General features: G+C 64.3%; 20 protein-coding genes and 1 pseudogene (1 of these 21 only partly in view). All 21 read left to right on the forward strand.

Features of this window, described 5'->3' with window-relative positions; all coding sequences use genetic code 11:
• Positions 1-685 (forward strand): annotated as a pseudogene (gene dusB, locus HGB10_00030) (tRNA dihydrouridine synthase DusB) (it extends 355 nt beyond the left edge of the window).
• Positions 682-1,899, forward strand: coding sequence for a radical SAM family heme chaperone HemW (hemW, locus tag HGB10_00035; GenBank protein ID NTU70207.1), 1,218 nt, complete (start codon positions 682-684; stop codon positions 1,897-1,899). Before dusB ends, hemW begins: the two are co-directional and overlap by 4 nt.
• 85 nt (positions 1,900-1,984) lie before the next feature.
• Positions 1,985-2,995: a heat-inducible transcription repressor HrcA gene (gene hrcA / locus HGB10_00040; protein NTU70208.1), complete on the forward strand. Its 1,011-nt coding sequence runs from the start codon at positions 1,985-1,987 to the stop codon at positions 2,993-2,995.
• Positions 2,996-3,024: 29 nt separating this feature from the next.
• Positions 3,025-4,161 (forward strand): molecular chaperone DnaJ, encoded by a 1,137-nt coding sequence (gene dnaJ, locus HGB10_00045; GenBank protein NTU70209.1) that lies wholly within the window; start codon positions 3,025-3,027, stop codon positions 4,159-4,161.
• A 6-nt stretch (positions 4,162-4,167) separates the two neighbouring features.
• Complete coding sequence (locus tag HGB10_00050; GenBank protein ID NTU70210.1) at positions 4,168-4,956, forward strand: 16S rRNA (uracil(1498)-N(3))-methyltransferase; 789 nt, start codon at positions 4,168-4,170, stop codon at positions 4,954-4,956.
• Positions 4,953-6,209: a tRNA (N(6)-L-threonylcarbamoyladenosine(37)-C(2))-methylthiotransferase MtaB gene (gene mtaB, locus HGB10_00055; protein ID NTU70211.1), complete on the forward strand. Its 1,257-nt coding sequence runs from the start codon at positions 4,953-4,955 to the stop codon at positions 6,207-6,209. The genes HGB10_00050 and mtaB overlap by 4 nt, the downstream gene beginning before the upstream one ends.
• 161 nt (positions 6,210-6,370) lie before the next feature.
• Positions 6,371-7,303: a PhoH family protein gene (locus HGB10_00060; GenBank protein NTU70212.1), complete on the forward strand. Its 933-nt coding sequence runs from the start codon at positions 6,371-6,373 to the stop codon at positions 7,301-7,303.
• Positions 7,304-8,350, forward strand: a complete 1,047-nt coding sequence (locus HGB10_00065; protein ID NTU70213.1) for an HDIG domain-containing protein — start codon at positions 7,304-7,306, stop codon at positions 8,348-8,350.
• On the forward strand, positions 8,316-8,765 hold the full coding sequence (gene ybeY / locus HGB10_00070; protein NTU70214.1) for an rRNA maturation RNase YbeY: 450 nt from the start codon (positions 8,316-8,318) through the stop codon (positions 8,763-8,765). The genes HGB10_00065 and ybeY overlap by 35 nt, the downstream gene beginning before the upstream one ends.
• 10 nt (positions 8,766-8,775) lie before the next feature.
• Positions 8,776-9,480 carry a phosphatase PAP2 family protein gene (locus HGB10_00075; protein NTU70215.1) on the forward strand — a complete coding sequence of 235 codons (705 nt, stop codon included), beginning with the start codon at positions 8,776-8,778 and terminating at the stop codon, positions 9,478-9,480.
• A 39-nt stretch (positions 9,481-9,519) separates the two neighbouring features.
• On the forward strand, positions 9,520-10,782 hold the full coding sequence (locus tag HGB10_00080; protein NTU70216.1) for an HlyC/CorC family transporter: 1,263 nt from the start codon (positions 9,520-9,522) through the stop codon (positions 10,780-10,782).
• Positions 10,775-11,194 (forward strand): cytidine deaminase, encoded by a 420-nt coding sequence (cdd, locus tag HGB10_00085; GenBank protein NTU70217.1) that lies wholly within the window; start codon positions 10,775-10,777, stop codon positions 11,192-11,194. Before HGB10_00080 ends, cdd begins: the two co-directional genes overlap by 8 nt.
• An 18-nt stretch (positions 11,195-11,212) precedes the next feature.
• The gene (locus tag HGB10_00090) at positions 11,213-12,118 is read left to right on the forward strand and encodes a GTPase Era (protein NTU70218.1); all 906 of its coding nucleotides are present in this window, start codon (positions 11,213-11,215) and stop codon (positions 12,116-12,118) included.
• Positions 12,119-12,150: 32 nt separating this feature from the next.
• Positions 12,151-12,807, forward strand: a complete 657-nt coding sequence (gene deoC / locus HGB10_00095) for a deoxyribose-phosphate aldolase (GenBank protein NTU70219.1) — start codon at positions 12,151-12,153, stop codon at positions 12,805-12,807.
• Between the two features lie 4 nt (positions 12,808-12,811).
• Entirely contained in the window at positions 12,812-13,873 is a 1,062-nt protein-coding gene (locus HGB10_00100) for an acyltransferase (protein NTU70220.1), read from the forward strand.
• A 2-nt stretch (positions 13,874-13,875) separates the two neighbouring features.
• Positions 13,876-14,631: a DNA repair protein RecO gene (recO, locus tag HGB10_00105; GenBank protein NTU70221.1), complete on the forward strand. Its 756-nt coding sequence runs from the start codon at positions 13,876-13,878 to the stop codon at positions 14,629-14,631.
• A 103-nt stretch (positions 14,632-14,734) separates the two neighbouring features.
• The gene (locus tag HGB10_00110; GenBank protein ID NTU70222.1) at positions 14,735-15,658 is read left to right on the forward strand and encodes a glycine--tRNA ligase subunit alpha; all 924 of its coding nucleotides are present in this window, start codon (positions 14,735-14,737) and stop codon (positions 15,656-15,658) included.
• Positions 15,658-17,727 carry a glycine--tRNA ligase subunit beta gene (locus HGB10_00115; GenBank protein NTU70223.1) on the forward strand — a complete coding sequence of 690 codons (2,070 nt, stop codon included), beginning with the start codon at positions 15,658-15,660 and terminating at the stop codon, positions 17,725-17,727. The genes HGB10_00110 and HGB10_00115 overlap by 1 nt, the downstream gene beginning before the upstream one ends.
• 11 nt (positions 17,728-17,738) lie before the next feature.
• Positions 17,739-18,557 (forward strand): kinase/pyrophosphorylase, encoded by an 819-nt coding sequence (locus HGB10_00120; protein ID NTU70224.1) that lies wholly within the window; start codon positions 17,739-17,741, stop codon positions 18,555-18,557.
• Positions 18,558-18,639: 82 nt separating this feature from the next.
• On the forward strand, positions 18,640-21,408 hold the full coding sequence (locus HGB10_00125) for a pyruvate, phosphate dikinase (protein ID NTU70225.1): 2,769 nt from the start codon (positions 18,640-18,642) through the stop codon (positions 21,406-21,408).
• Between the two features lie 60 nt (positions 21,409-21,468).
• Positions 21,469-21,810: a hypothetical protein gene (locus HGB10_00130; GenBank protein ID NTU70226.1), complete on the forward strand. Its 342-nt coding sequence runs from the start codon at positions 21,469-21,471 to the stop codon at positions 21,808-21,810.
• The last annotated feature ends 5 nt before the right edge of the window (positions 21,811-21,815 follow it).

Genomic DNA, 21,815 nt, shown 5'->3' on the forward strand with positions numbered 1-21,815 from the left:
GCTCATGAAAGACCCACCGCTTGCAGCCGAGATCGTGCGCTCGGTCGTTGGAGCTGTCGGAGACATCCCGGTCACCGCCAAGTTCCGCTCGGGGTGGGACTCGGACAGCATCAATGCGGTCGAGTTCGCGCAGGCGCTTGTGGACGCCGGTGTGTCGGCGGTCGCCGTGCACGGTCGCACTCGCGGGCAGTTCTACCGGGGTCGCGCTGACTGGTCGGTCATCTCGGCGGTCAAGCAGGCGGTGCCGGTGCCGGTCATCGGCAGCGGCGACGTGCTGACGGCCGAGGATGTTGTGGCCATGATGGAAGACACTGGCGCCGACGGCGTCATGGTCGCCCGCGGTGCGCAGGGCAACCCGTGGATCTTCCGCGAGGCCGCGTCGCTGCTGGCAGGGCATGAACCTGTGGCCCGGCCGACGCCGTTCGAACGCATCGCTGTGGCACGGGAGCACGGGCATGCGCTCGTGGCTTTCGGCGGTGAGGGAGCATTCAATCGGATGCGAAAGCACGTTGCCTGGTACCTGGTTGACATGCCCGGCGCAACGTACGCCCGGGCGCGGGGATTCGAATGCGGCAGTGTCGCCGAGCTCGACGCAATGCTCGATGAGTACGAGGCGTTTCTGCGGCGCGCATGCCCTCAGATCGACCCGCGCGTTCCTTCGATGAGTGACGGGGCGCGATCGTGACCGACCCACTGTATAGCGATATCGATGGCCCCACGCTACCCGCGCACTTCTACATCCACATCCCGTTCTGCGCCTCGAAGTGCTCATACTGCGATTTCGCCAGTGTTGCCAGACCGTCCGAGGACGTCGTCCGGGGCGTGTTCAGCGGCATCCGCTCGCAGCTTCGTCGCTGGTCGTTGGCGAGCCTTGACGGGGTGGTCGACACGGTCTATTTCGGTGGCGGCACGCCGTCGCGCTATCCCGAGCAGGTCACGCGCGTTCTTGCGTACATGCGCGAGCACATCAGCGTTCGATCAGGGGCGGAGATCACCGTTGAAGCCAACCCGGACTCGCTTGACGCTGAATCGGTCGGGGTGTTCGCGGCTGCAGGTGTGACCAGAATCAGCGTCGGGGCCCAATCGTTTGACGACAGCGTGCTTCGGGTGCTCGGCAGGCGCCACGACACGCAGGCTGCGTGGGACGCGTGCCGAGCGGTGCAGGATGCGGGGCTTGATCTGTCTGTGGACCTCATCTGCGGCGTGCCGGGGCAGAGCGTCACGTCATGGTCGGAATCCCTTGCACGCGCTCTCCAGACGGGCGCCGGCCATGCGTCGATCTATCCGCTCTCCGTTGAGGAGGGGACTCCGCTTGCCGTCGCGATCGATACCGGCCTGCTCGACGAGCCGGATCCAGACATGGCAGCCGAGATGATGGTCATGGCTGAGTCGGCACTGGGCTATCTGGGTCTGTCTCGCTACGAGGTTGCGAACTACGCCGAGGATGATGAGCACCGATCGAGGCACAACCTGGCGTACTGGACTGGCAGGACGTATGCAGGCATCGGCCCGGCAGCTCACGGCATGCTCGACGTGGAGACGGCGCGCACGGTGGGTCTTCTGGACTTCGGCGCGACGGACGTGGCCCGAGTTCGATACGCCAACGCGAACAACACCGAGGAATGGCTTGTTGGCCAAGGAGACTCGGTGGAGACCCTGACCGCGGCACAGGTTGCCCGCGAAGACGTGATGCTCGGTCTGCGCCTGGTCAGAGGCGTTCCCGCCGAGCAGGTCGAGGCGGCTGGCCTGGCCGGGGTGCTCACTGCGTTGGCCGACGACGGACTCGTCGAGCTCGTTAACGATGACAGCTCCCGCCCGGGCCCTCACTGGCGTACGACGCAACGCGGCTGGCTGCTCGGCAATCAGGTCTTCTCCCGTGTGTGGCTTGCTGGCGAGTGACATCTCCCGCGTCGCGCGTGTCGCTGGCACTCGCTATACTTGACTGCCAATCAGTGGGTTCTGAGTAGTTTCGCAAGGGAGCAGCGTGCTCAACGACCGCAGACGACGGGTGCTTTCGGCGCTCGTCGAGGAGTACATAGCGAGCGCCACACCCGTCGGCAGCAAGACGCTGGTCGCTCGATACGAGTTGGGGTGTTCGCCCGCGACCGTGCGCAACGAGCTCTCGATCCTTGAGGAGACGGGCTTCGTTCGGCAACCGCACGTCTCGGCAGGGCGCATGCCCACCGACACCGGTTACCGCAGCTTCGTTGACGACTTGATCGAGCGCGGCGGCCCCGCTCGCAACGAAGACCCCCGTTCGGCAGCGCGCTTCGCGAACGCGTCTGAAGTCGACGATCTCATGCGCGAGACGAGCGTCGCGCTGACGCAACTCACCAACTGCCTCGCGGTCGTCTCGGCGCCGAGCGTGTCGCTCGCTCGGCTGCGCCGCATCGACCTACTTGCGCTTTCGGCACGCAGGGCGGTGTTCGTGCTCATCACCGCCTCGGGCCAGGTCGTGAACCGAACCATCGAGCTCGCCGAGAACACGGCCCCCGAGCGGCTTGCAGAGATCGAGCGCGCCATGAACGCTGCGCTCGACGGCAAGCACGCCGCAGACATCCGAACGCTGCGCGACGCTATCTCGGTAGGGAGTACGGGGCATGACGGGCTCGTTACCCTCGTGATCGACGAGATTCTCGACGCGTTGGATGAGGCCGATCGCGACCGCTTCTTCCACGTTGGAGTGCCCGCCCTGCTGGCGCAGCCCGAGTTTCACGACGCGGATCGTGCCCGCCCGCTCATCGAGTTCCTCGAGGACGGGATAGCGGTCCTTGAGGCGCTCTCAGACGCCCTTGGGACGCGCGAGATCACCGTTCGTATCGGCCACGAGAACCGCAGAGCCGAGCTCGGACAGGTGTCGATTGTTGCCATGAACTACGGAGCGGGAGACGCCGATGGTGTCGTCGGGGTCATCGGCCCGACCAGAATGAACTACCAACAGGCCATGAGCGCGGTGCGCGCGGTTTCAGACGACCTGACCGACGCACTCGGCTAGACAGTATCGATCCACCGAAAGGACTTCGCGTGCCAGCAGGTACTCAGAACTACTACGAGCTTCTCGGCGTGGAGAAGACGGCCACCCCTGAGGAGATCAAGAAGGCGTTTCGCCGCAAGGCCCGGGAGCTCCACCCCGACGTCAACAGTGCGCCCGATGCCGAGGATCGGTTCAAAGAGGTCAATGAGGCCTACGACGTGCTCTCCGATACCGGCAAACGGGAGCAGTACGACCGTTTCGGTCGCGTAGGTGGGCCGGCCGGTGGCGGTCCGGGTGGATACCAGTACGCGGACTTCGGCGACCTGTTCGGTGGCGGCGGGCTGAACATGGAAGATCTGTTCAGCGCCTTCTTCGGTGGCGTCAGAGGCGGCACCACGCGACTTGAGGGCCGCGACATGGCCATGCAGATAGTCGTCACCCTCGTCGAGGCGGCCACAGGGGTCGAGAAGGAAGTCGTGCTCGATCGGCTTGCCTCATGCGATGTGTGTGGCGGCAGTGGTTCGGCTGATGACAGTGGTGTCACCACCTGTCCGGACTGCGGTGGTATGGGCCAGCGACGTGAGCAGCGAAAGACGTTCCTGGGCACCATGCAGACGGTCGTTCCCTGCGAGCGTTGCGGCGCGACCGGACACGTCGTCGAGAATCCGTGTGAGGAGTGCCAGGGTTCGGGCCGCGTGCCCGATCGCCAGCACGTGATGGTCAACGTGCCCGCCGGCATTCGGGATGGACAGCAGATTCGCCTGCGCGGGATGGGCGAGGCGGGTATCCGCGGCGCTGCAGCAGGCGACCTGCTTATCGGAGTGCGAGTCGCCGAGGACGAGTATCTGCACCGTGATGGCGATGATCTGCATTGTCGTGCTTCGGTCACCATCGCCCAGGCAGCGCTCGGGGTCGATCTCGCGGTTCATGGGATTCTCGAGGAAAACACCGTCAAGGTGCCCGCCGGATCCCAGAACGCCGACGTGGTTCGTGTGAAGGGTCTCGGCATGCCGCGACTCAATCGTTCAGACCGCGGTGACCTGTTTGTACACATAGGGGTGGAGATCCCGCGCAAACTCACGAAGCGTCAGCGCGAGCTTCTCGAGGAGTTCGCGAAGGAGTCGGGAGAGCAGACGGCCGAGTACAAGAGCCCGGTTCAGAAGCTCAAGGACTGGCTGCACGGGTAGGCAACGATGTCGAGACACCGATTCTTCCTCATCGAAGCGGTCCCCGCCGTCTCCGACGGTGGCGTCGTTCGCATACCACTCTCAGAGTCCGACAGGCATCATGCCGTCGACGTCTTGCGCGTGCGGGTTGGCGAGGAGATCGACGTTGTCGATCCAGCGGGTAGCGTGCTGCGAGTGCGCGTTGACTCGGCGTTGGGCGGCGAGGTCCTGGGCGTGGTGGTCGGCGAGGCCCAGCCGGACCCCGAAGTGCGCACGCCGCGGGTCACGCTCGTCTTCGGGGTGTCCAAGGGATCCAAGAACGACGAGATCGTCGAAGCCGTCTGTGAGCTGGGTGTTGAGGTGGTCGTTCCGGTTCTCACAGCTCGAAGTGTCGTCAAGTACGACGCTGAGAAGCGTGCCGACCGGGGTGAACGCTGGCGGCGCATCGCGCTGGCGGCAGCGAAGCAGTCCAAGCGCACCACGATTCCGACGGTCCTCGACCCACTGAGCCTTGGCGGCGCCGGCGACCTGTTCGCCGGGTACGACGCCGTTCTCGTGGCGTGGGAAGACGCCGGATCCACGGCGCAGGGTGCCCGAGAGGCCCTGGCCTCGTTCGATTCGCTACCCGCTGACGCCAGGGTGTGCGTCGTTGTCGGACCGGAGGGGGGCTTCGCCGCCGAGGAGGTCGACAGACTCGTTGCGGGTGGTGCGCGGATCTTCACGCTCGGACCCACCGTGCTCCGTGTGGCGACTGCAGCAACGGTTGCGGTGGCGATCGTCACGCACGAGCTCGGCGGACTCGGAAACGTGAGGTGAACGGTCCCCAGGGCGGAATCGCGGTCTCGATTCGTACGCTCGGGTGCAAGGTGAACCGGGTCGAGAGCGAGGGTCTTGCCGCAGCACTCCTTGAAGACGGGTGCGTCCTCGTTGAGCCGGATGAAGCGGACGTGGTCGTGGTCAACACGTGCACCGTGACGGGCGAAGCCGACTCCAAGGCGCGCAAGGCCGTGCGCCAAGCGCTTCGGGCCGCCGGCGGGCCTGTCGTGGTAGTGACCGGATGCCTCGCTTCGGTGGACGCGTCGAGTCTCTCGGCACTTGGCGAGCGCGTCGTCGTCGAGCCGGACAAGTCACGGGTAGCACAGCGCATCCGTACCACCGTGCCTCCCGGCCGCACCTTTGCGACGGACGCAGCCGCACGGGACACCGCCCAGCGAACCGCGTTTCGCACGCGTTCGATGATCAAGATCGAGGACGGTTGCGACAACTTCTGCGCGTACTGCATCGTGCCGTACGCCCGGGGCGTGCCGCGCGCCGTGGCGCTCGATGAGATACTCCGCCAGGCGACGAGTATGGTCGAATCGGGCACACGCGAGATCGTGCTCACGGGGATCAACATCGGGCGTTATGACGACGCGACATCCGGCGCACACCTTGCACAGGTCGTGGCGGCCGTGGCACGGACGGGCATCTCACGTGTCCGGATCTCATCCATCGAGCCACCGGATCTCTCCGACGAGGTCCTCGACGTGCTCGCGGCAACAGACGCGGTGTGTTCGCATCTCCACGTGCCGCTCCAGAGCGGGAGCGATCTCGTTCTAGCCGCGATGGGCCGCTCGTACGATTCCGGTGTCTACCGTGAGCGGATCGAATCGGCCCGACGGCGTCTTCCCGGATTGGCTGTGACCACCGACCTCATCGCCGGCTTGCCAGGTGAGACCGAAGCGGACCATGCGTGCACCATCGAGTTCGTGGAGCGGATCGGCTTCTCGAAGCTCCACGTCTTCCCCTACAGCGCTCGTGCGGGTACTCCTGCTGCGTCGATGGTGCAGGTTGAGCCGACAGTTAGGTCACGCCGCGCTGCGGAGCTGCGAGCCGTAGGTGAGGGCCTGCGCGCGCGGCATGCGGAGTCGCTCATGGGCCACTCCGTCGAAGTGCTCGTCGAGCGCACGGATGGCGCCACTGCAGTGGGCACAACCCGAGAGTACCTGCGCCTTCAGGTGCCTGCCCCAGGCGTCGCAGTCGGCGATGAGATCAGCGTGATTCTCTCGCCTGAGATGATCGCGTTCTGACGCGAATCCGTACGGAGTCCTGCGCCGTGCACGGTGGTAGACTGTTTGCAGTGGTCTGAATACGCGCTCACGGGCGCCTCTGATGCCGTTCATGAACCGAGGTGCAACCGACCATCGTGGAATCCACCCAGATCCGCCTCGTCGTCCCGCCTGAAGTCGACATGACGAGGCTGCTCGGTCAAGGCGACGGGCTCCTGCGACTCATCGAGGACCAGTTCGAGTCCGACATCGCCGTTCGCGGCAATCAAATCACCATTTCGGGCGGCGGGCACGACTCGCAAACCGTCTCATCGCTGTTCGCCGAGATGATTCAGCTCGTCGAGCGCGGTGAGCATCTCACGCCCGACTCGCTAGAGCGCTCCATTGAGCTGATGCGTCACAGCGACGTGAGCCCTACCGCCCTTCATGGCGACGTCATACTCACGCACAAGGGACGCGCCATTCGCCCAAAAACCGCAGGTCAGAAACGGTATGTGGACGCGATTCGCGCCAACACGGTGACGTTTGGTATCGGTCCCGCCGGCACCGGCAAGACCTACCTGGCGATGGCCATGGCGGTCGAGGCGCTCAAGCGCAAAGAGGTCGGTCGCATTATCCTCACGCGTCCGGCCGTCGAGGCCGGCGAGTCGCTCGGTTTCCTCCCGGGCACCCTGACCGAGAAGGTCGATCCCTACCTGCGACCGCTCTACGACGCGCTCTACGACATGATGGATGCGGAGAAGTCGGCGTCCTTGCTCGATCGAGGCACCATTGAAATCGCGCCGCTGGCGTACATGAGGGGGCGCACACTCAATGACTCGTTCGTCATCCTCGACGAAGCGCAGAACACCAGTCCGGAACAGATGAAGATGGTGCTTACGCGTTTGGGCTTCGGTTCGCGGTTCGTGATTACCGGCGATGTCACGCAGATCGACCTGCCCAAGGGCGCGTCCGGGTTGCGCCAGGTCCGCGACATCCTGCACGGAGTCACCGACATCGAGTTCTGCGACCTGACCGGCAAGGATGTCGTGCGCCACAAGCTCGTTCAGCGCATTGTCACGGCCTACAGCGAGCATGAAGAGAGGCTCGCCGGCGCCGAAGCCGGGAAGTCCTAAATGCGGACGGTGAACCGCTACAACGAGATCACGTCTCGGGCGCTGGGCCTGGTTCCCGCTCGCCTCAAGACGCAAGTCTTCAAGGGCAAAGCGCTCATCTTCGGGTTGCTCGCGATGAGTGCCGTGGGAATCGTGCTCATCGGCGGGGGAGCGGCGCTTCTCGGTGACATGCTCGACGGTACGTCGCTTGACGACGCGCTCGTCTCGGCGATGTGGGGTGCGGTCGGTGCGGCGACGGCTACGGTCTCCGCTCTGGTGCTGATCCCCTTCATCCGCGATGGACTCGGTCTGGCAGAGGACATCAAGCTGATGCGTGCTGCAAGCCCGGAGCATCCACTGATGCGCGAGCTCATGAGCCGCGCACCCGGCACCTACGCCCACTCGGTCGCTGCGGCCAATCTGGCCGAGGCCGGCGCCGAGGAGATCGGCGCTGATGCGCTCATCGCCCGGGTCGGTGCGTACTTCCACGATGTTGGGAAGATACGGCGGCCCATCTACTTCTTTGAGAACCAGTCCAATTGTGAGAATCCGCACGACGAGGCCAAGCCGAGCCTCTCGGCGCTCATCATCACGGCTCATGTACGTGATGGAATGGCGCTTGGCAAGGAGTATCGGCTCCCTGAGCGCATCCAGGCGATCATCCGCCAGCACCACGGGACGGCGCTCGTGAGCTACTTCTATCACAAGGCGGCAGCCACTGACGCAGCCGTCTACGAGGCCGACTTCCGCTACCAGGGCGAGAAGCCGCAGTCGCGCGAGGCCGCGCTCGTCATGCTTGCGGACTCATGCGAGGCGGCGGTGCGCGCCATCAAGGTGCCCGTTCCCGAGCAGGTCGAGTCTACGGTGCGAGCCATCGTCGATGACAAGGTCGCGGACGGGCAGCTCGACGAGGCGGGGCTGCGTCCCAGCGATCTTGAGCGCATCATCAAGACGTACTCGCGCATGCTCGTGAGCATGTATCACGGTCGCGTAGAATATCCCAAGGCGGATCACGGGGGGACGGGGGTCATCGGTGCAGATCAGAATCACCAGCCATCGGGAGCCTGAGCCGCTGGACGTCAGCGCGTTCGAGCGTCTTTCCGCCTTCGTGCTCGAGCGCGAGGATGCACCTCAACTCATCGAGCTATCGATCGCACTCGTTGACCTTGCTGAGATGACGGAGCTCAATACGGCTCATCGCGGCAAGCAGGGACCCACGGATGTGCTCTCGTTCCCGTGCGACGACCTATGCGCCGTCTTCGAGCCGGACGAGCCTATCGTTCTGGGCGACGTGATCATCGCGCCCGAGGTCGCCGAGAATCAGGCCGCGGAGTACGGGCACACGGTCGAGGAGGAGCTCAACCTGCTCCTCGTCCACGGTGTGCTGCATCTCTTGGGCTACGACCATGAAGATGACGGCGACGCCGAGGTCATGCAGGAGCGAGAGCGAGCGCTGCTACTGGCCTGGTCAGCGGCGAGCTGAAGGCCGATTCATGGTACGCAGCCGATCGCTGCTGTGGAGCTTCAACTACGCGATCGAGGGCATCGTTTACGCGTTGCGGACGCAGCGCAACATGCGCCTGCACGTCGTCGCCGCAACTGCCGTGCTGGCGGCGTGCCTTGTTCTTCGCATCGGTGGACTGAGCCTTGTCGCCATCTTCTTCGCGGTCACCATGGTGCTGGTCACTGAGCTGGTGAACACCGCGATCGAGGCCACCGTCGACCTCGCCACCGAGCGACTCGATCCGCTCGCCAAGACCGCCAAGGATGTTGCGGCGGGTGCGGTCTTCGTCGCGTCTCTCAACGCGGTTGTCGTCGCCTATCTGGTGTTGTTTGACCCGGTACGCATGCTCGTGCAGCAGGGAATGAACTGGGTCCGCGTGGGTCCGTCGAGCCTCACCGTGATCGCGCTCGGGCTGGTTGGTCTGGCCGTGCTCGTCCTCAAGGCGGCGTCGCGAGAGGGAACGTTCATGCGCGGAGGTTGGCCGAGTGGGCACACCGCTCTTGCGGTCGCTGCCGCCACCGCCTTGGGCTTCATAACCGGCAGCGCATCGGCGTTCGTCCTTGCGCTGTTCATCGCGGGTCTCGTTGCACAAAGCCGGGTCGAATCCGAGGCCCACACGATTCCGCAGGTCATCGTCGGCGCGTTTCTCGGGCTGCTGCTGTCGACGGCCGTGTTTCAGCTATTCTTCACGTGAGACCGACCGTGGCGTTCGCCACATGACATCGGAGAGATCGTGCTCTACGTCGTAGCCATCCTCACAGCCCTCATGAGCGCGGTGTCGGCCCTGCTCTCGGCGACCGAGACGGCAGTCATGGTGCTGCCGACCGGTCGTGTCCATCGGCTCGTCGAGGCGGAGGCGCCGGGAGCCGTTGCACTCGAGCAGATGTCGATTCGGCCGCACCGCGTGCGGGCCGCGTCCGCCCTCGCTCACGGTGTCGCCAGCGCCGGAGCCGCGATTCTCGGCGTGTATATCGGGTCTGTGCTGCCGGATTTCCCCGGCCTGCTCGCCGAAGGGCTGGCTGCGCTCGCCATGGTGCTGGTGGTGTTCACGCTGTTCGGTGCCCTGCCGCGTGCACTCGCCGTCGCGAATCCCGAACGGATCGGGCTGGAGTCCGCGGCAGTCTCGGCCGCCGCCACTGCGCTTCTATATCCGCTCGCACGTCTGCTCGGCGCTCCATGGTCGTGGCTTGTCCACGTCGCGGGTGGCGAGCAGATGCCGTCCCCGTGGGCGACATCCGGGGAGTACCGGCACGTCGACGATGACGACACGACCGAGCGCGAAGAAGCCGAGGAAGCCTTGCTCGAAGCGGTCTCCGACTTCGCCGAGAAGATCGCCCGGGAGGTCATGGTGCCTCGGACCGACGTAGCGGCGCTTCCCGATACCGCGACTCACGCGGATGCCATCCGAGTCGTCGGAGAGACCGGTTTCTCCCGCCTACCTGTGTTTCACGGGTCCATCGATGACGTACGCGGCGTTCTCTACGCGAAGGATCTTCTCGGCGTGTGTGGATTCGGCGACAGCGAGCAGCCGATTCTGCCGCTCGCTCGTGAGCCGTTCTTCGTGCCGGAGACCAAGCCGGTCGAGGAGCTGCTTCGAGAGATGCGGGCCAAGACCCACATCGCGATCGTCGCCGATGAGTACGGCGGTACCGCGGGCATCGTCACGCTCGAGGACCTGCTCGAAGAAATCGTGGGAGACATCGCCGATGAGTACGACCGCGAGGAGCCGCTTCTGACGCGAGTCGGTGATGAGCGGTATCGTGTAGACGCACGGTTGCCGGTCGATGATCTCAATGAGGTGTTCGGAACGGACATCGAGACGGAGGCCGACTCGGTGGGAGGGTTGTTCGCCGACATCGCCGGCAGGATTCCCAAAGCCGGCGATGCGCTCGTGATAGAGGGACTGAGATTCACCGTCGACGTACTCGAGGGAACCCGCATACGCCAGCTGAGTGTTGAGCCGGCAGAGGCCGACGAAAGGACCAACGATGCGTAACCTGACCCAGCCCGACCTGGCGCTGCTCGCGTTCGCGCGCGAAGTGCAGGAGAAGGCGTACGCGCCGTACTCGATGTTCCGGGTTGGTGCGGCCGTGTACGCGAACGGCGACATCTTCCAGGGAGTCAACATCGAGAACGCGGCGTACGGTGCGACACTGTGCGCCGAGCGTGCCGCGATCGCTGCCGCCGTGTCTGCTGGCTGCACCGACATCACGGCGATCGCCGTGGTGGGTGACTCGGAGTCGCCAGTTACGCCGTGCGGTTGCTGTCGTCAGGTGCTGGCCGAGTTCAATCCTGATATGCGCGTGATCATGGGTGGGGCGTCTGATGAGGTGCTCGTCATGACACTCGAAGAGCTCCTTCCTGAGGCTTTTGCACGTGGATTCCTCGATCAAGACGAGACCAAATAGGTGTCAGACTCCTCGCGCATGACCTCGGATGTGACCAAGAGCGGGTTCGTTGCGCTGGTAGGCCGACCCAACGCGGGAAAGTCGACACTGACCAATGCGGTGGTCGGTACCAAGGTTGCCATCACATCCGATACGCCTCAGACGACGCGACATCGCCTCAGAGCCGTGCTGGATCGGGATGACGCGCAAGTGGTCATCGTCGACACCCCTGGGCTGCACAAGCCCCACGACGCGCTTGGCGAAGAGCTCAACCGCTCTGCACTCAAGGCGCTCGAGGACGTGGATGTCGTTGCGATGCTCATCGATGCTACGTGCCCGGTGGGAGAGGGCGATCGGTGGGTCGCCGCTCACGTCGCGAAGTCCTCGGCGCGCAAGCTGCTCGTGATCACCAAGGCTGACATCGCAAAAGGCGAGCAGTTGCCTCGCCAACTCGCGGTCGCCCGGGCGCTGGCGCCGTTCGACGATGAGGTCGCACTTTCGGCTGTTTCGGGGTTCAACCTCGACGGCTTCACCGAGGCAGTCATCCGATTCCTGCCGGAAGGGCCGCGCTGGTTCCCGCGCGACATGCCGACCGACCAGTCAACGGAGACAATGATTGCGGAGTTCATTCGCGAGAAGGTGCTGCGCATGACACACGACGAAGTACCGCACGCGGTCGGCGTGTCCATCGACGAGCTCGAGTTCGAGGCCAAGCGTGATCTCGCTCGGATATTCGCGACGATCTTCGTCGAACGTGACTCTCAGAAGGGGATTCTCATCGGCAAGGGCGGAGAGATGATCCGGGCGATCGGCACCGACGCGCGAGTCGATCTTGAGCGCCTTCTTGGATCCCGCGTGTTTCTCGACCTCAAGGTGAAGGTCAAGAAGGACTGGCGTCGCGATGCATCACAGATTCGTCGGTTCGGATATGGGGAGGGCGCGTGAGCCACATCGACGTAGCGACGCTGGCGGCTGCAATGGACCAGACCCTGCTCAAGCCGACTGTGGGTCCAGCCGCCGGCCACGCGTGGATCGCCGCGAACGCCGACCATGGGTTCGCATCGCTGTGCGTATCGCCGTTTCTGGTGGATGCGGCAGCGGAGCTGCTCGCGATTTCGGGCACGGCAGTCTGCTCTGTATGTGGCTTTCCGCTCGGGTACTCCACCTCGGCCGCCAAGGCCGATGAGGCGCGCGACCTGGTGCGTCGGGGCTGCATCGAGGTCGACATGGTGATGAACTTCGCGGCGCTTCTCGACGGCGACCACGCGCTGGTGGAACGTGACGTTCGGGCGGTCGTCGATGCGGTTCGTGACGCTGGCGAGGGGCGCTGTCTTGTGAAGGTGATCCTGGAGACGGGACATCTCAGCGACGACTTGATTGCCCGAGGCAGTGAGATCGCGGTCACGGCCGGCGCTGACTTCGTCAAGACGTCTACGGGTTTCGGTCCGCGCGGCGCGAGCGCCGCTGACGTCCGAATCATGCGTGCCACGGTAGGCCCCGATATCGGTATCAAGGCAGCGGGAGGCATCCGCGACCTCGCCACGGCGCTGGTTATGCTCGATGCGGGCGCGGATCGACTGGGCACCTCGGCCGGCCTCGAGATACTCGCCGAGGCCGACGCAGCCGGGATGTAGCTCAATGCCCGGTGCGGTATCGAGACGCGATGCGCGCATCGACGCGCTGAAAGGGTTTGCGATCCTGTGCGTGGTCACGTACCACGCGCTCGGACAGTACTACTCGTTCACGCCTTCTTCGGGGGTTGTCTACTTCACGTGGGCTGTCTACTTCCGGGCGTTCCTGTTCAGCTTCATGCTGCCGCTCTTCGCCTTCCTGAGCGGATACGTGTTGGGCCGGGAAGGTGGATTTCGACCGGAGCGTTACTTTCGCAGCCGCACGCTCGGACTGTTGGTGCCCTACATCGTCTGGGAGGCAATCTACGGGCCGAGTAAGCAGGCTGAGCTGTTCACAAGCGCTTCAGGCGTCGCGACCTACTTCATCCGCATCTTCACCAACCCGCACCTCGAGGGCCGCATGTGGTACCTGTACGTGCTGTGGATCGCGCTGATGATCCTGGGAGTCGCTCGACTGCGGGGCGACAGGACCTGGGTCATCGTGGCGTCGATTCCGTTGGTCTTCGCGCTCGGTTCGCTCGGTCAGTTCAACTGGCTGCGGTGGATATACATCTACGTCGCCGGGGGTGTGCTGTATCGGCGCTATGAGTCATCGATACTCCCTCGTCTCAGGGTGTGGGGATGGGTGGGCGCACTCGCATTTGCTCCGCTTTGGCTGCTCGTTGAACCGCCCGAGATCGCAGCGGCGCGCATTGCGGCGTGGATTCCGACGGGCCCGTGGAACACCACGGCGCAGGTTCTGTTGGTCGTCATCCCCGTCTTGGTGGGCGCGTGCGGGGTGATTGCGATCATCGCGGCAAGCTACCGGCTTCCCGCTCGGGTCGAGCGGGCATTGGCCTACTTGGGTGTGTTGTCGCTCGGGATCTACGTCACGCACTTCCCGTTCGTGGAGATGTGGAAGGGGATGCCCGGCTGGTTCCTGCCGATCAACGTCGCGATCGCGACGGGGTTGGCCGTTGGCTGCACGCTTCTGCTCGGTCGGTTCCGACCCACGGCGGCTGTGTTGCTCGGTGAGCCATGGGTCAGCAGACCGCGCCAACTTGGCGATGTCGCGACTGAGACACTATAGCGATGCCATCGTATCCACTACGCGCACTGGTACTGCGCAAGACGAAGCTCGGGGAGACCGACACGATCCTGACGTTGCTGGCCGATGACGGGCGCCAGGTCCGTGCGGTCGCGAAGGGTCTGCGCAAGCCAGGCGGTCGCTTCGGTGCGCGCCTGGAGCCGTTTGCCGTTTGCGACCTGCTCCTGCACACCGGACGCTCACTTGAGGTCATCTCGGAGGCGCGAACGGTCGAGTCGCACTCGGGGATGCGCGAGGACTTCGATCGCTCGGCGGCCGGCTCGGTCGTGGTGGACCTGCTCGACAAGATCGCGGTCGAGGGCCAGGAAGAGGGTCGGCTGTTTGCGCTGGCCACGACCACCCTCGATGTGATGGAGACCGCACCGGTCACGGCGCTGCCCGAGCTGGTCGTCGCGTTCCTCATCAAGGCTATGGCCATGCACGGCTATCGCCCGCAGCTTGAGTCGTGTGCGGCGTGCGCCTCGGAGACGGGCGAGAGTGCGGCATTCTCGGTGAGCCACGGCGGCGCCCTGTGCACCGAGTGCGGCGACCTGGATGCGGCTTCTCTCACCTTCACGCCCGAGGGACGGGCGTGGCTTCAGGTTCTGTTGAGCGCTCGGATGGCCGAAGTCCCGGAGTTGCACATGCCGCCGGCAGCTGTTCGAGACTGCTTTGCGCTCGTTCGATCGTTTGTCGTGTTCCATGTGCCGGCTCGGCTCAAGGCGCTCGACTTCTTCGCAGGACAGGACACCGCGGGATAGCGATCCGGCACACCCACGGGACGCTGGCGCTTCGCTATACTGATGCGACCTCACGCGCGCGCAAGCGCGCGTTGTCGTCAGCAGCCCGCCAGAAAGGGTCCCGATGCAGGGCATGACCTTCCAAGACATCATTCTCGCTCTCTCGCGCTACTGGGCAGACCAGGGATGTGTCGTACTGCAGCCGTACGACAGTGAAGTTGGCGCCGGGACGTTCCATCCGGCGACCACGTTGCGCGCGTTGGGCCCCGACACGTGGCGCACCGCGTACGTGCAGCCGTCTCGGCGTCCCACCGACGGCCGCTACGGTGAGAACCCAAACCGTCTGCAGCACTACTACCAGTATCAGGTCATCCTCAAGCCGAGCCCCGATAACGTGCTCGACCTCTACTTCGACTCGCTGCGTGCCATCGGAATCGATCCCGCCGAGCACGACTTGCGTCTCGTCGAGGACGACTGGGAGTCACCTACCCTCGGTGCCTGGGGACTGGGCTGGGAGGTCTGGCTCAACGGGATGGAGTGCACCCAGTTCACCTACTTCCAGCAGGTGGGCGGCTTTGAGTGTCGACCGGTTCCTGCCGAGATCACCTATGGGCTCGAGCGCCTCGCCATGTACATCCAGGGAGTCGACAGCGTCTACGACCTCATATGGAGTGTCGGGCCCGACGGCCACACCTTCACCTACGGCGACGTGTTCCTGAGAAACGAACAGCAGTACTCGGCGTACAACTTCGAGGTGGCCGACGTCGACATGTTGCTCGGGCTGTTCACGACGTTTGAGACCGAATGCCAGCGTACGCTTGAGGCAGGGTACGTGCTCCCGGCGTACGACTACGTACTCAAGTGCTCCCACGCGTTCAACCTTCTCGATGCTCGTGGCGCCATCAGCGTCACGGAGCGTCAGGGCTACATCCTGCGAGTGCGAGCGCTCGCGAAAGCGTGCTGTGCCGCGTATCTGCAGCTCGTACTTCCGCCCGAGGACGTCGATGCCGCCGAAGAGGCAGACATCGCAGAAGGCGGTGATGAGTGATGACACGCGACCTCGTGTTTGAGATCGGCACTGAGGAGCTGCCGTCCAAGCCTCTGTACGGAGCGATCGAGCAGCTTGGTGTTGCAGTGCCCAAGGCCCTTGATGGCGCGCGACTCGAGTATGACTCCGTGCGAGTTCTCGGCTCTCCGCGACGGCTGATCGTCGCGGTCAGCGGTCTGGCCGAACGTCAGGCTGACGCGGTGCACAACCACAAGGGGCCCGCGGCAAAGGCCGCTTTCGGCGAGGACGGTTCGCCAACCCCCGCAGCCATGGGATTCGCTCGTGGCAAGGGCGTTGCCGTCGAGTCGCTGCAGGTCATCGAGGACTCGAACGGTGCCTACGTCTGGGCAACCGTCGAGGAGACCGGCACGGACGCCTCCGCCGTGCTTCCCGACCTGCTCGCCGGCTTGGCGGCGAACATCGACTGGCCGAAGTCCCAGAGATGGGGCAGCGGTGACGCCCGCTTCTCACGGCCGGTTCGCTGGTTGCTGGCGCTCTTCGGCGACGAGGTTGTTCCCGTGCGATTCGCCGGTCTGGAGGCCGCCCGGATCACATTTGGGCATCGCTTCCTCGCGCCCGGTCCGCTCGAGGTTCAGACGGCTGCCGACCTCGAGTCGGTACTGATCGGTTCCAACGTGACCGCAGATCACGGCGCGCGTGCCGGGCTGCTGCGAGAAGGCATCGAGGCTGCAGCCGCACAACTCGGAGCGCACGCTGTCGTTCCCGAGAAGACGTTCGCTGAGGTCGTGAATCTCGTGGAGTGGCCGACGGTCGCAGTCGGGACGTTTGATGAAGCGTTCCTCGACGTTCCGCGAGAGATCCTCGAGAACGCCATGGGAAGCCACCAGCGCTACTTCCCGGTCGAGTCGGCTGACGGCTGCCTCACGAACCGCTTCATCGTGGCGCACAACGGTGACCCTGCGCGCTCGGAGGCTATCGTCGCAGGCCATCAGCGCGTAATCCGTGCCCGTCTGTCCGATGCGGCGTTCTTCTACCGCGAGGATCTCGCCCGGCCGCTGGAAGCCTACGTGTCACGTCTGGACTCTATCGTGTTCCAGGACAAGCTGGGCAGTCTGGGAGATAAGGTTCGTCGAGTCGGGAGCCTATCTGAGGCGATCGCGCAGCTCGTGGGCGCACCGGCCGATCAGGCGTCCTTCGCTATCAGAGCCGCGCACTTGTGCAAGGCTGACCTCGTCACGAGTGCGGTCGTGGAGTTCACGGACCTGCAGGGCGTTATGGGAAGCTACTACGCCGTGGCGTCGGGCGAGGAGCCGGGGGTAGCCCAGGCCATCGTCGAGCACTACCGTCCGCGTTTCGCCGGTGATGACGTGCCGTCCACGGTTGCGGGCAGTATCGTGGCGGTCGCCGACAAGCTCGACACCATTGCCGGGATTTTCGCCGTGGGAATGGCGCCCACGGGCTCTGCAGACCCCTACGCTCTGCGTCGCAGCGCCATCGGCATCCTGCAGATACTTCTTGGAGGCACGCACGCTCGCCTCGATGAACTGATCTCTGCCGCGCTGGCCGGGTACGACGGCGTGCTGGAGTTCGACCGGGATGCGGTCGGACAAGCGATCCGCGAGTTCTTCGCGGCACGACTCGAGAACATCTTGCGAGACCGCGGGCACGCATACGACACCGTCGCCGCGGTCCTGGCTTCCGCGGCGGTCGAACCGTGGGATGCGCTTGCGCGGTGCGAGGCACTCACTGCGTTTCGCGCGGCGAGCAACGATATGGAGGATCTATCGACCGCATTCACCCGTGCGCGCAACCTTTCGCGTCCGGACCTTCAGGGCGATGCGGACCGAGCACTCATGGGTGCGGAGGAGCTCCAACTGGCGGACGCTCTCGATGCCGCCGGTGCGTCGGCCGATGAGTATCTTGCTGCCGGTGCGTATGGTGCCCTTCTCGAGAGCTACGCCGGGCTTCGGGCCCCTATCGACGCGTTCTTCGAGACCGTGCTCGTCATGGATCCCGACGACGCGATCCGCGAAAACCGGCTTCGACTCCTCAACCGTTTCGTGGCGCTCTTCGGTCGCTTCGGCGACTTCGGCGCCCTCTCGAGTTAGCTGGGCTCACGATGACTGGTCCGCTCACGGTCCACATTCTCTCCGACTCGCTTGGCGAAACGGCGGATGCTGTCGCACGCGCGGCAGTTGCGCAGTTCCCAAGAGGGACGTTTCGTGTGGAGCGGCTGCCCAAGGTGTCCAGCGCAAGCGAGCTGAGCGACCTGGTCGGCTCGCATTGTGGACGCAGCTGCATCTTCTTCTTCACGTTGGGCAAGGCCGATCTTCGCGCCGAAATGCTCTCGCTCGTAGCCGCTGGAAAGGTGCGCGGGGTCGACATCCTAGGCCCTGCAGTTGACCTGCTGTCCAACGTCGCGGACATGGTTCCTCGGGGTGTCTCGGGAGCCATGCGTCAGCCCGATGAGGCGTACTTCGACCGCATTGAGGCCATGGAGTTCGCCATCAAGCACGATGACGGCCGTAACCCCGAAGGACTCAAGGACGCAGACGTCGTTTTGGTTGGCGTGTCGCGCACGAGCAAGACGCCGCTCTCCATCTACCTCGCTTCGAAGGGGTTCTACGCCGCAAACATCCCGCTGGTTCGCGGAACCGAGCCGCCCGAGGAGCTCTTCGAGGTCGACCCGCGCAAGGTGTTCGGACTGATCAGCAGTGCCGAAGTGCTTGCCGAGGTGCGCTCCAAGCGCATGGCCGAACTCGGGACCTATGTTGCGCATTACGCGGATCGTCCCGACATCGAAGCCGACCTCGAGGAGGCACGAGCTGTCATGCGTCGCGTCGGCTGTCTCGTCGTCAGGACTGATAACCGTGCGGTCGAGGAGACCGCGCAGGAGATCATCCGATACCTGCGTGGGCAACTGACGACTCAGGACTGACGAATAGCGTTGTTTCACGCGTGGACGAAGACCACGCGTGCGGTATCATGCAGCACAGTTTGTGAACCCGGTTCTGAAGGAGATGGCATTGTCGGATTCCAAGCGCGTCTACGCTTTCGGTGGGGGAAATACCGAGGGCAACAAGTCAATGAAGTTCATCCTCGGCGGCAAGGGTGCGAACCTCGCTGAGATGGCAAACATGGGGCTTCCCGTTCCGCCCGGGTTCACCATCACGTGCCAAGCCTGCGTCGACTACTACGGGGTGGAGCAGCTCAACGACTTCGCGGCCAAGCGCATTACCGTGGAGGATCTGCAGGGTCAGTACCCGGAGGGTCTTGCCGAGGAGATCGCCGAGCACATCGAGGCGCTTGAGGCCAAGATGGGCAAGCGGCTCGGAAACGATAACGACCCGCTGCTCGTCTCGGTTCGATCGGGTTCGCCGTTCTCAATGCCCGGGATGATGGATACCGTGCTCAACCTTGGGTTGAACGACACCTCGATCGTCGGGCTCATCGGACAGACCGGCAATGAGCGTTTCGCGTGGGACAGCTATCGCCGCTTCATCCAGATGTTCTCCAAGGTCGTCTTGGACATCGACGGCGACAAGTTCGAGAACGCCATCAACGAGATGAAGCTCGCTCGTGGCGTCAAGGACGATACCGACCTGTCGACCGACGACCTCAAGACGCTCGTGGACACCTTCAAGGTCATCGTCGGTGACCTCGACCCAGCCGCATACCCGCAACTTGTGGGCGCGGACGGTCGGGTCATCTTCCCGCAGGATGTGACGCTGCAGCTGCGCCTCGCGATCGAAGCGGTCTTCGCCAGCTGGATGAACGAGCGCGCGGTCCTGTACCGCAAGATGGAGAAGATCGCAGACGACCTCGGCACGGCCGTCAATGTGCAGACCATGGTATTCGGCAACAAGGGCGATACTTCGGCGACCGGCGTCGGCTTCACTCGGAATCCGGCGGACGGCACCAAGGAGTACTACGGCGACTTCCTGACCAACGCTCAAGGGGAAGATGTCGTCGCAGGTATTCGCCTGACCGAGCCCATCTCAGAGCTCAAGAAGGTGCCGGGACTCGAGGCTGCTGGTGCCGAGCTCGACGAGGTCTTCGCAAAGCTGGAGACGTCGTACCGAGACATGTGCGATATCGAGTTCACCATCGAGCAGGGCACGCTGTGGATGCTGCAGACCCGTATCGGCAAGCGCACCGCGCGGGCGGCGCTCCGCATTGCGATCGACATGGTCGACGAGGGCATGATCGACCAGAAGGAAGCTGTACTGCGCGTCGACCCCAACCAGCTCGATCAACTGCTGCACCCGCAGTTTGACCCCAAGGCCAGCTACGAAGTGCTCGCCAAGGGTCTCAATGCGAGCCCTGGTGCAGCGGTCGGTGAGGTCGTCTTCACCTCGGCTGATGCGGTTGAGGCCAAGGAGGCCGGTCGCAAGACGGTTCTGGTGCGATGGGAGACGAACCCTGACGACCTGTCGGGTATGTACGCGGCTCAAGGAATCCTGACGTCGCATGGGGGCAAGACCAGTCATGCGGCGGTCGTCGCTCGTGGCATGGGTAAGCCCTGCGTCTGCGGGGTCGACAACCTCAAGATCGATGCCGAGAACAAGGTGGCCCGCGTCGGCGATGTCGAGCTGCATGAAGGCGACATCATCTCCATCGATGGGACCACCGGCGTAGTGGTGGTCGGTTCCGTATCCCTCGTTGAGCCAGAGGTGACCGGCGACTTCGACAAGGTGCTCTCATGGGCCGACGAGTTCCGGACGATGGGCGTTCGTGCCAACGCAGACACCCCTGATGACGCGGCACTTGGCCGCAAGTTCGGCGCAAGCGGTATCGGCCTGTGCCGTACCGAGCACATGTTCCTCGGCGAGCGCAAGATGATCATCCAGAACTACATCCTCGCCGATCACCAGGAGGACCGCGACGCCGAGCTGGCGAAGCTGCTTGATGTCCAGGTCGGCGACTACCTCGGCATCCTCGAGGCCATGGACGGATTCCCCGTCACGATCCGACTTCTGGATCCGCCGCTGCACGAGTTCCTCGATAGCCCACGCGAGCTCGAGATCGAGATCGTGAAGGCGGAGTTCGCCGGGGCGTCGACGGCGGATCTCGCGGCGAAGCGTCGTCTTCTCGCGCAGATAGACTCGATGGCGGAGGCCAACCCGATGCTGGGTCTGCGCGGCTGCCGCCTCGGCATCATGCATCCCGAGATATACGCGATGCAGGTCCGTGCGATCGCCGAGGCCACGGCCCAGCTTATGGCCCGCGGTCTCGACCCGAAGCCTGAGATCATGATTCCCCTTGTCTCCGTCGTCACCGAACTCGAGACGCTGCGGGCTGAGTCTGAGGCGGTCATCGCGGGCATCGAAGCGGCCAAGGGCGTGAAGCTGAACATCCCCATCGGTACGATGATCGAGCTGCCGCGTGCGGCAGTCACCGCCGATGAGATTGGCGCTATCGCCGACTTCTTCAGTTTCGGTACCAACGACCTGACTCAGACGACCTTCGGCTTCTCGCGTGATGACATCGAGTCGAAGTTCCTGCCGAAGTATCTGGATCGCAAGATCCTGTCGCGCAATCCGTTTGAGACGGTGGACCCCGGCGTGGCCAAGATGGTCAAGATCGGCTGTGACCTCGGACGTCAGGCCAAGCCGAGCATCAAGCTGGGCGTATGCGGAGAGCACGGAGGCGACCCGGACTCAGTCCACATCTTCTTTGAGATCGGGTTGGACTACGTGTCGTGTTCGCCGTACCGCGTTCCGCTCGCTCGATTGGCGGCAGCGCAGGCAGCACTTGCTGCAGAAGCCACCGCTTCCGATAATCGGTAGCGCTTACAGGAGCCCGGTCGCTTGTGCGGCTGGGCTCTTTCGCTTCCGAAGGGGGAGCGCGTGAAGGGCACGAGACTGTGGCAGGCACCCGGATCGCCGATCATTCAGGGTCGGTCTCGTAACGCGCGCCCCTTCTGGGAGCCGTGGCTGCTCGGTGCGTGCGTCGCGCTTGCGGTGATTGCGGTGGGTGGACTTGCCATCGCGATGCGCGAACCAGGCACGGCGCTCGGCGACGTTTTAGGCGCGGTTGCGTTCAATCTGCTCGTCCCCGCGATTCCCGGCGCGGCCATCGGATCCGCGGGGGGCATCGCGGCAGCCCGGGGGATGGGATGGCGGCCTGACTGGATAGCTGGGGGCATCGCCGGCGTAGCAGCTGCCGTGGTTGTCGTTGCCGTGGTATAGGCTCA

It is taken from the genome of Coriobacteriia bacterium (assembly GCA_013334745.1).
In the GTDB taxonomy this organism is placed as follows: domain Bacteria; phylum Actinomycetota; class Coriobacteriia; order Anaerosomatales; family JAAXUF01; genus JAAXWY01.

Bases quoted from the DNA above. Each gene is read 5' to 3' on its own strand.
- HGB10_00090 (NTU70218.1), top strand. From the start codon at position 11,213: ATGACCTCGGATGTGACCAAGAGCGGGTTCGTTGCGCTGGTAGGCCGA.
- cdd (NTU70217.1), top strand. From the start codon at position 10,775: ATGCGTAACCTGACCCAGCCCGACCTGGCGCTGCTCGCGTTCGCGCGC.
- HGB10_00115 (NTU70223.1), top strand. From the start codon at position 15,658: ATGACACGCGACCTCGTGTTTGAGATCGGCACTGAGGAGCTGCCGTCC.
- HGB10_00125 (NTU70225.1), top strand. From the start codon at position 18,640: ATGGCATTGTCGGATTCCAAGCGCGTCTACGCTTTCGGTGGGGGAAAT.
- HGB10_00100 (NTU70220.1), top strand. From the start codon at position 12,812: ATGCCCGGTGCGGTATCGAGACGCGATGCGCGCATCGACGCGCTGAAA.
- HGB10_00075 (NTU70215.1), top strand. From the start codon at position 8,776: ATGGTACGCAGCCGATCGCTGCTGTGGAGCTTCAACTACGCGATCGAG.
- HGB10_00065 (NTU70213.1), top strand. From the start codon at position 7,304: ATGCGGACGGTGAACCGCTACAACGAGATCACGTCTCGGGCGCTGGGC.
- deoC (NTU70219.1), top strand. From the start codon at position 12,151: ATGGACCAGACCCTGCTCAAGCCGACTGTGGGTCCAGCCGCCGGCCAC.
- HGB10_00050 (NTU70210.1), top strand. From the start codon at position 4,168: ATGTCGAGACACCGATTCTTCCTCATCGAAGCGGTCCCCGCCGTCTCC.
- HGB10_00110 (NTU70222.1), top strand. From the start codon at position 14,735: ATGCAGGGCATGACCTTCCAAGACATCATTCTCGCTCTCTCGCGCTAC.
- HGB10_00060 (NTU70212.1), top strand. From the start codon at position 6,371: ATGACGAGGCTGCTCGGTCAAGGCGACGGGCTCCTGCGACTCATCGAG.
- HGB10_00120 (NTU70224.1), top strand. From the start codon at position 17,739: ATGACTGGTCCGCTCACGGTCCACATTCTCTCCGACTCGCTTGGCGAA.
- recO (NTU70221.1), top strand. From the start codon at position 13,876: ATGCCATCGTATCCACTACGCGCACTGGTACTGCGCAAGACGAAGCTC.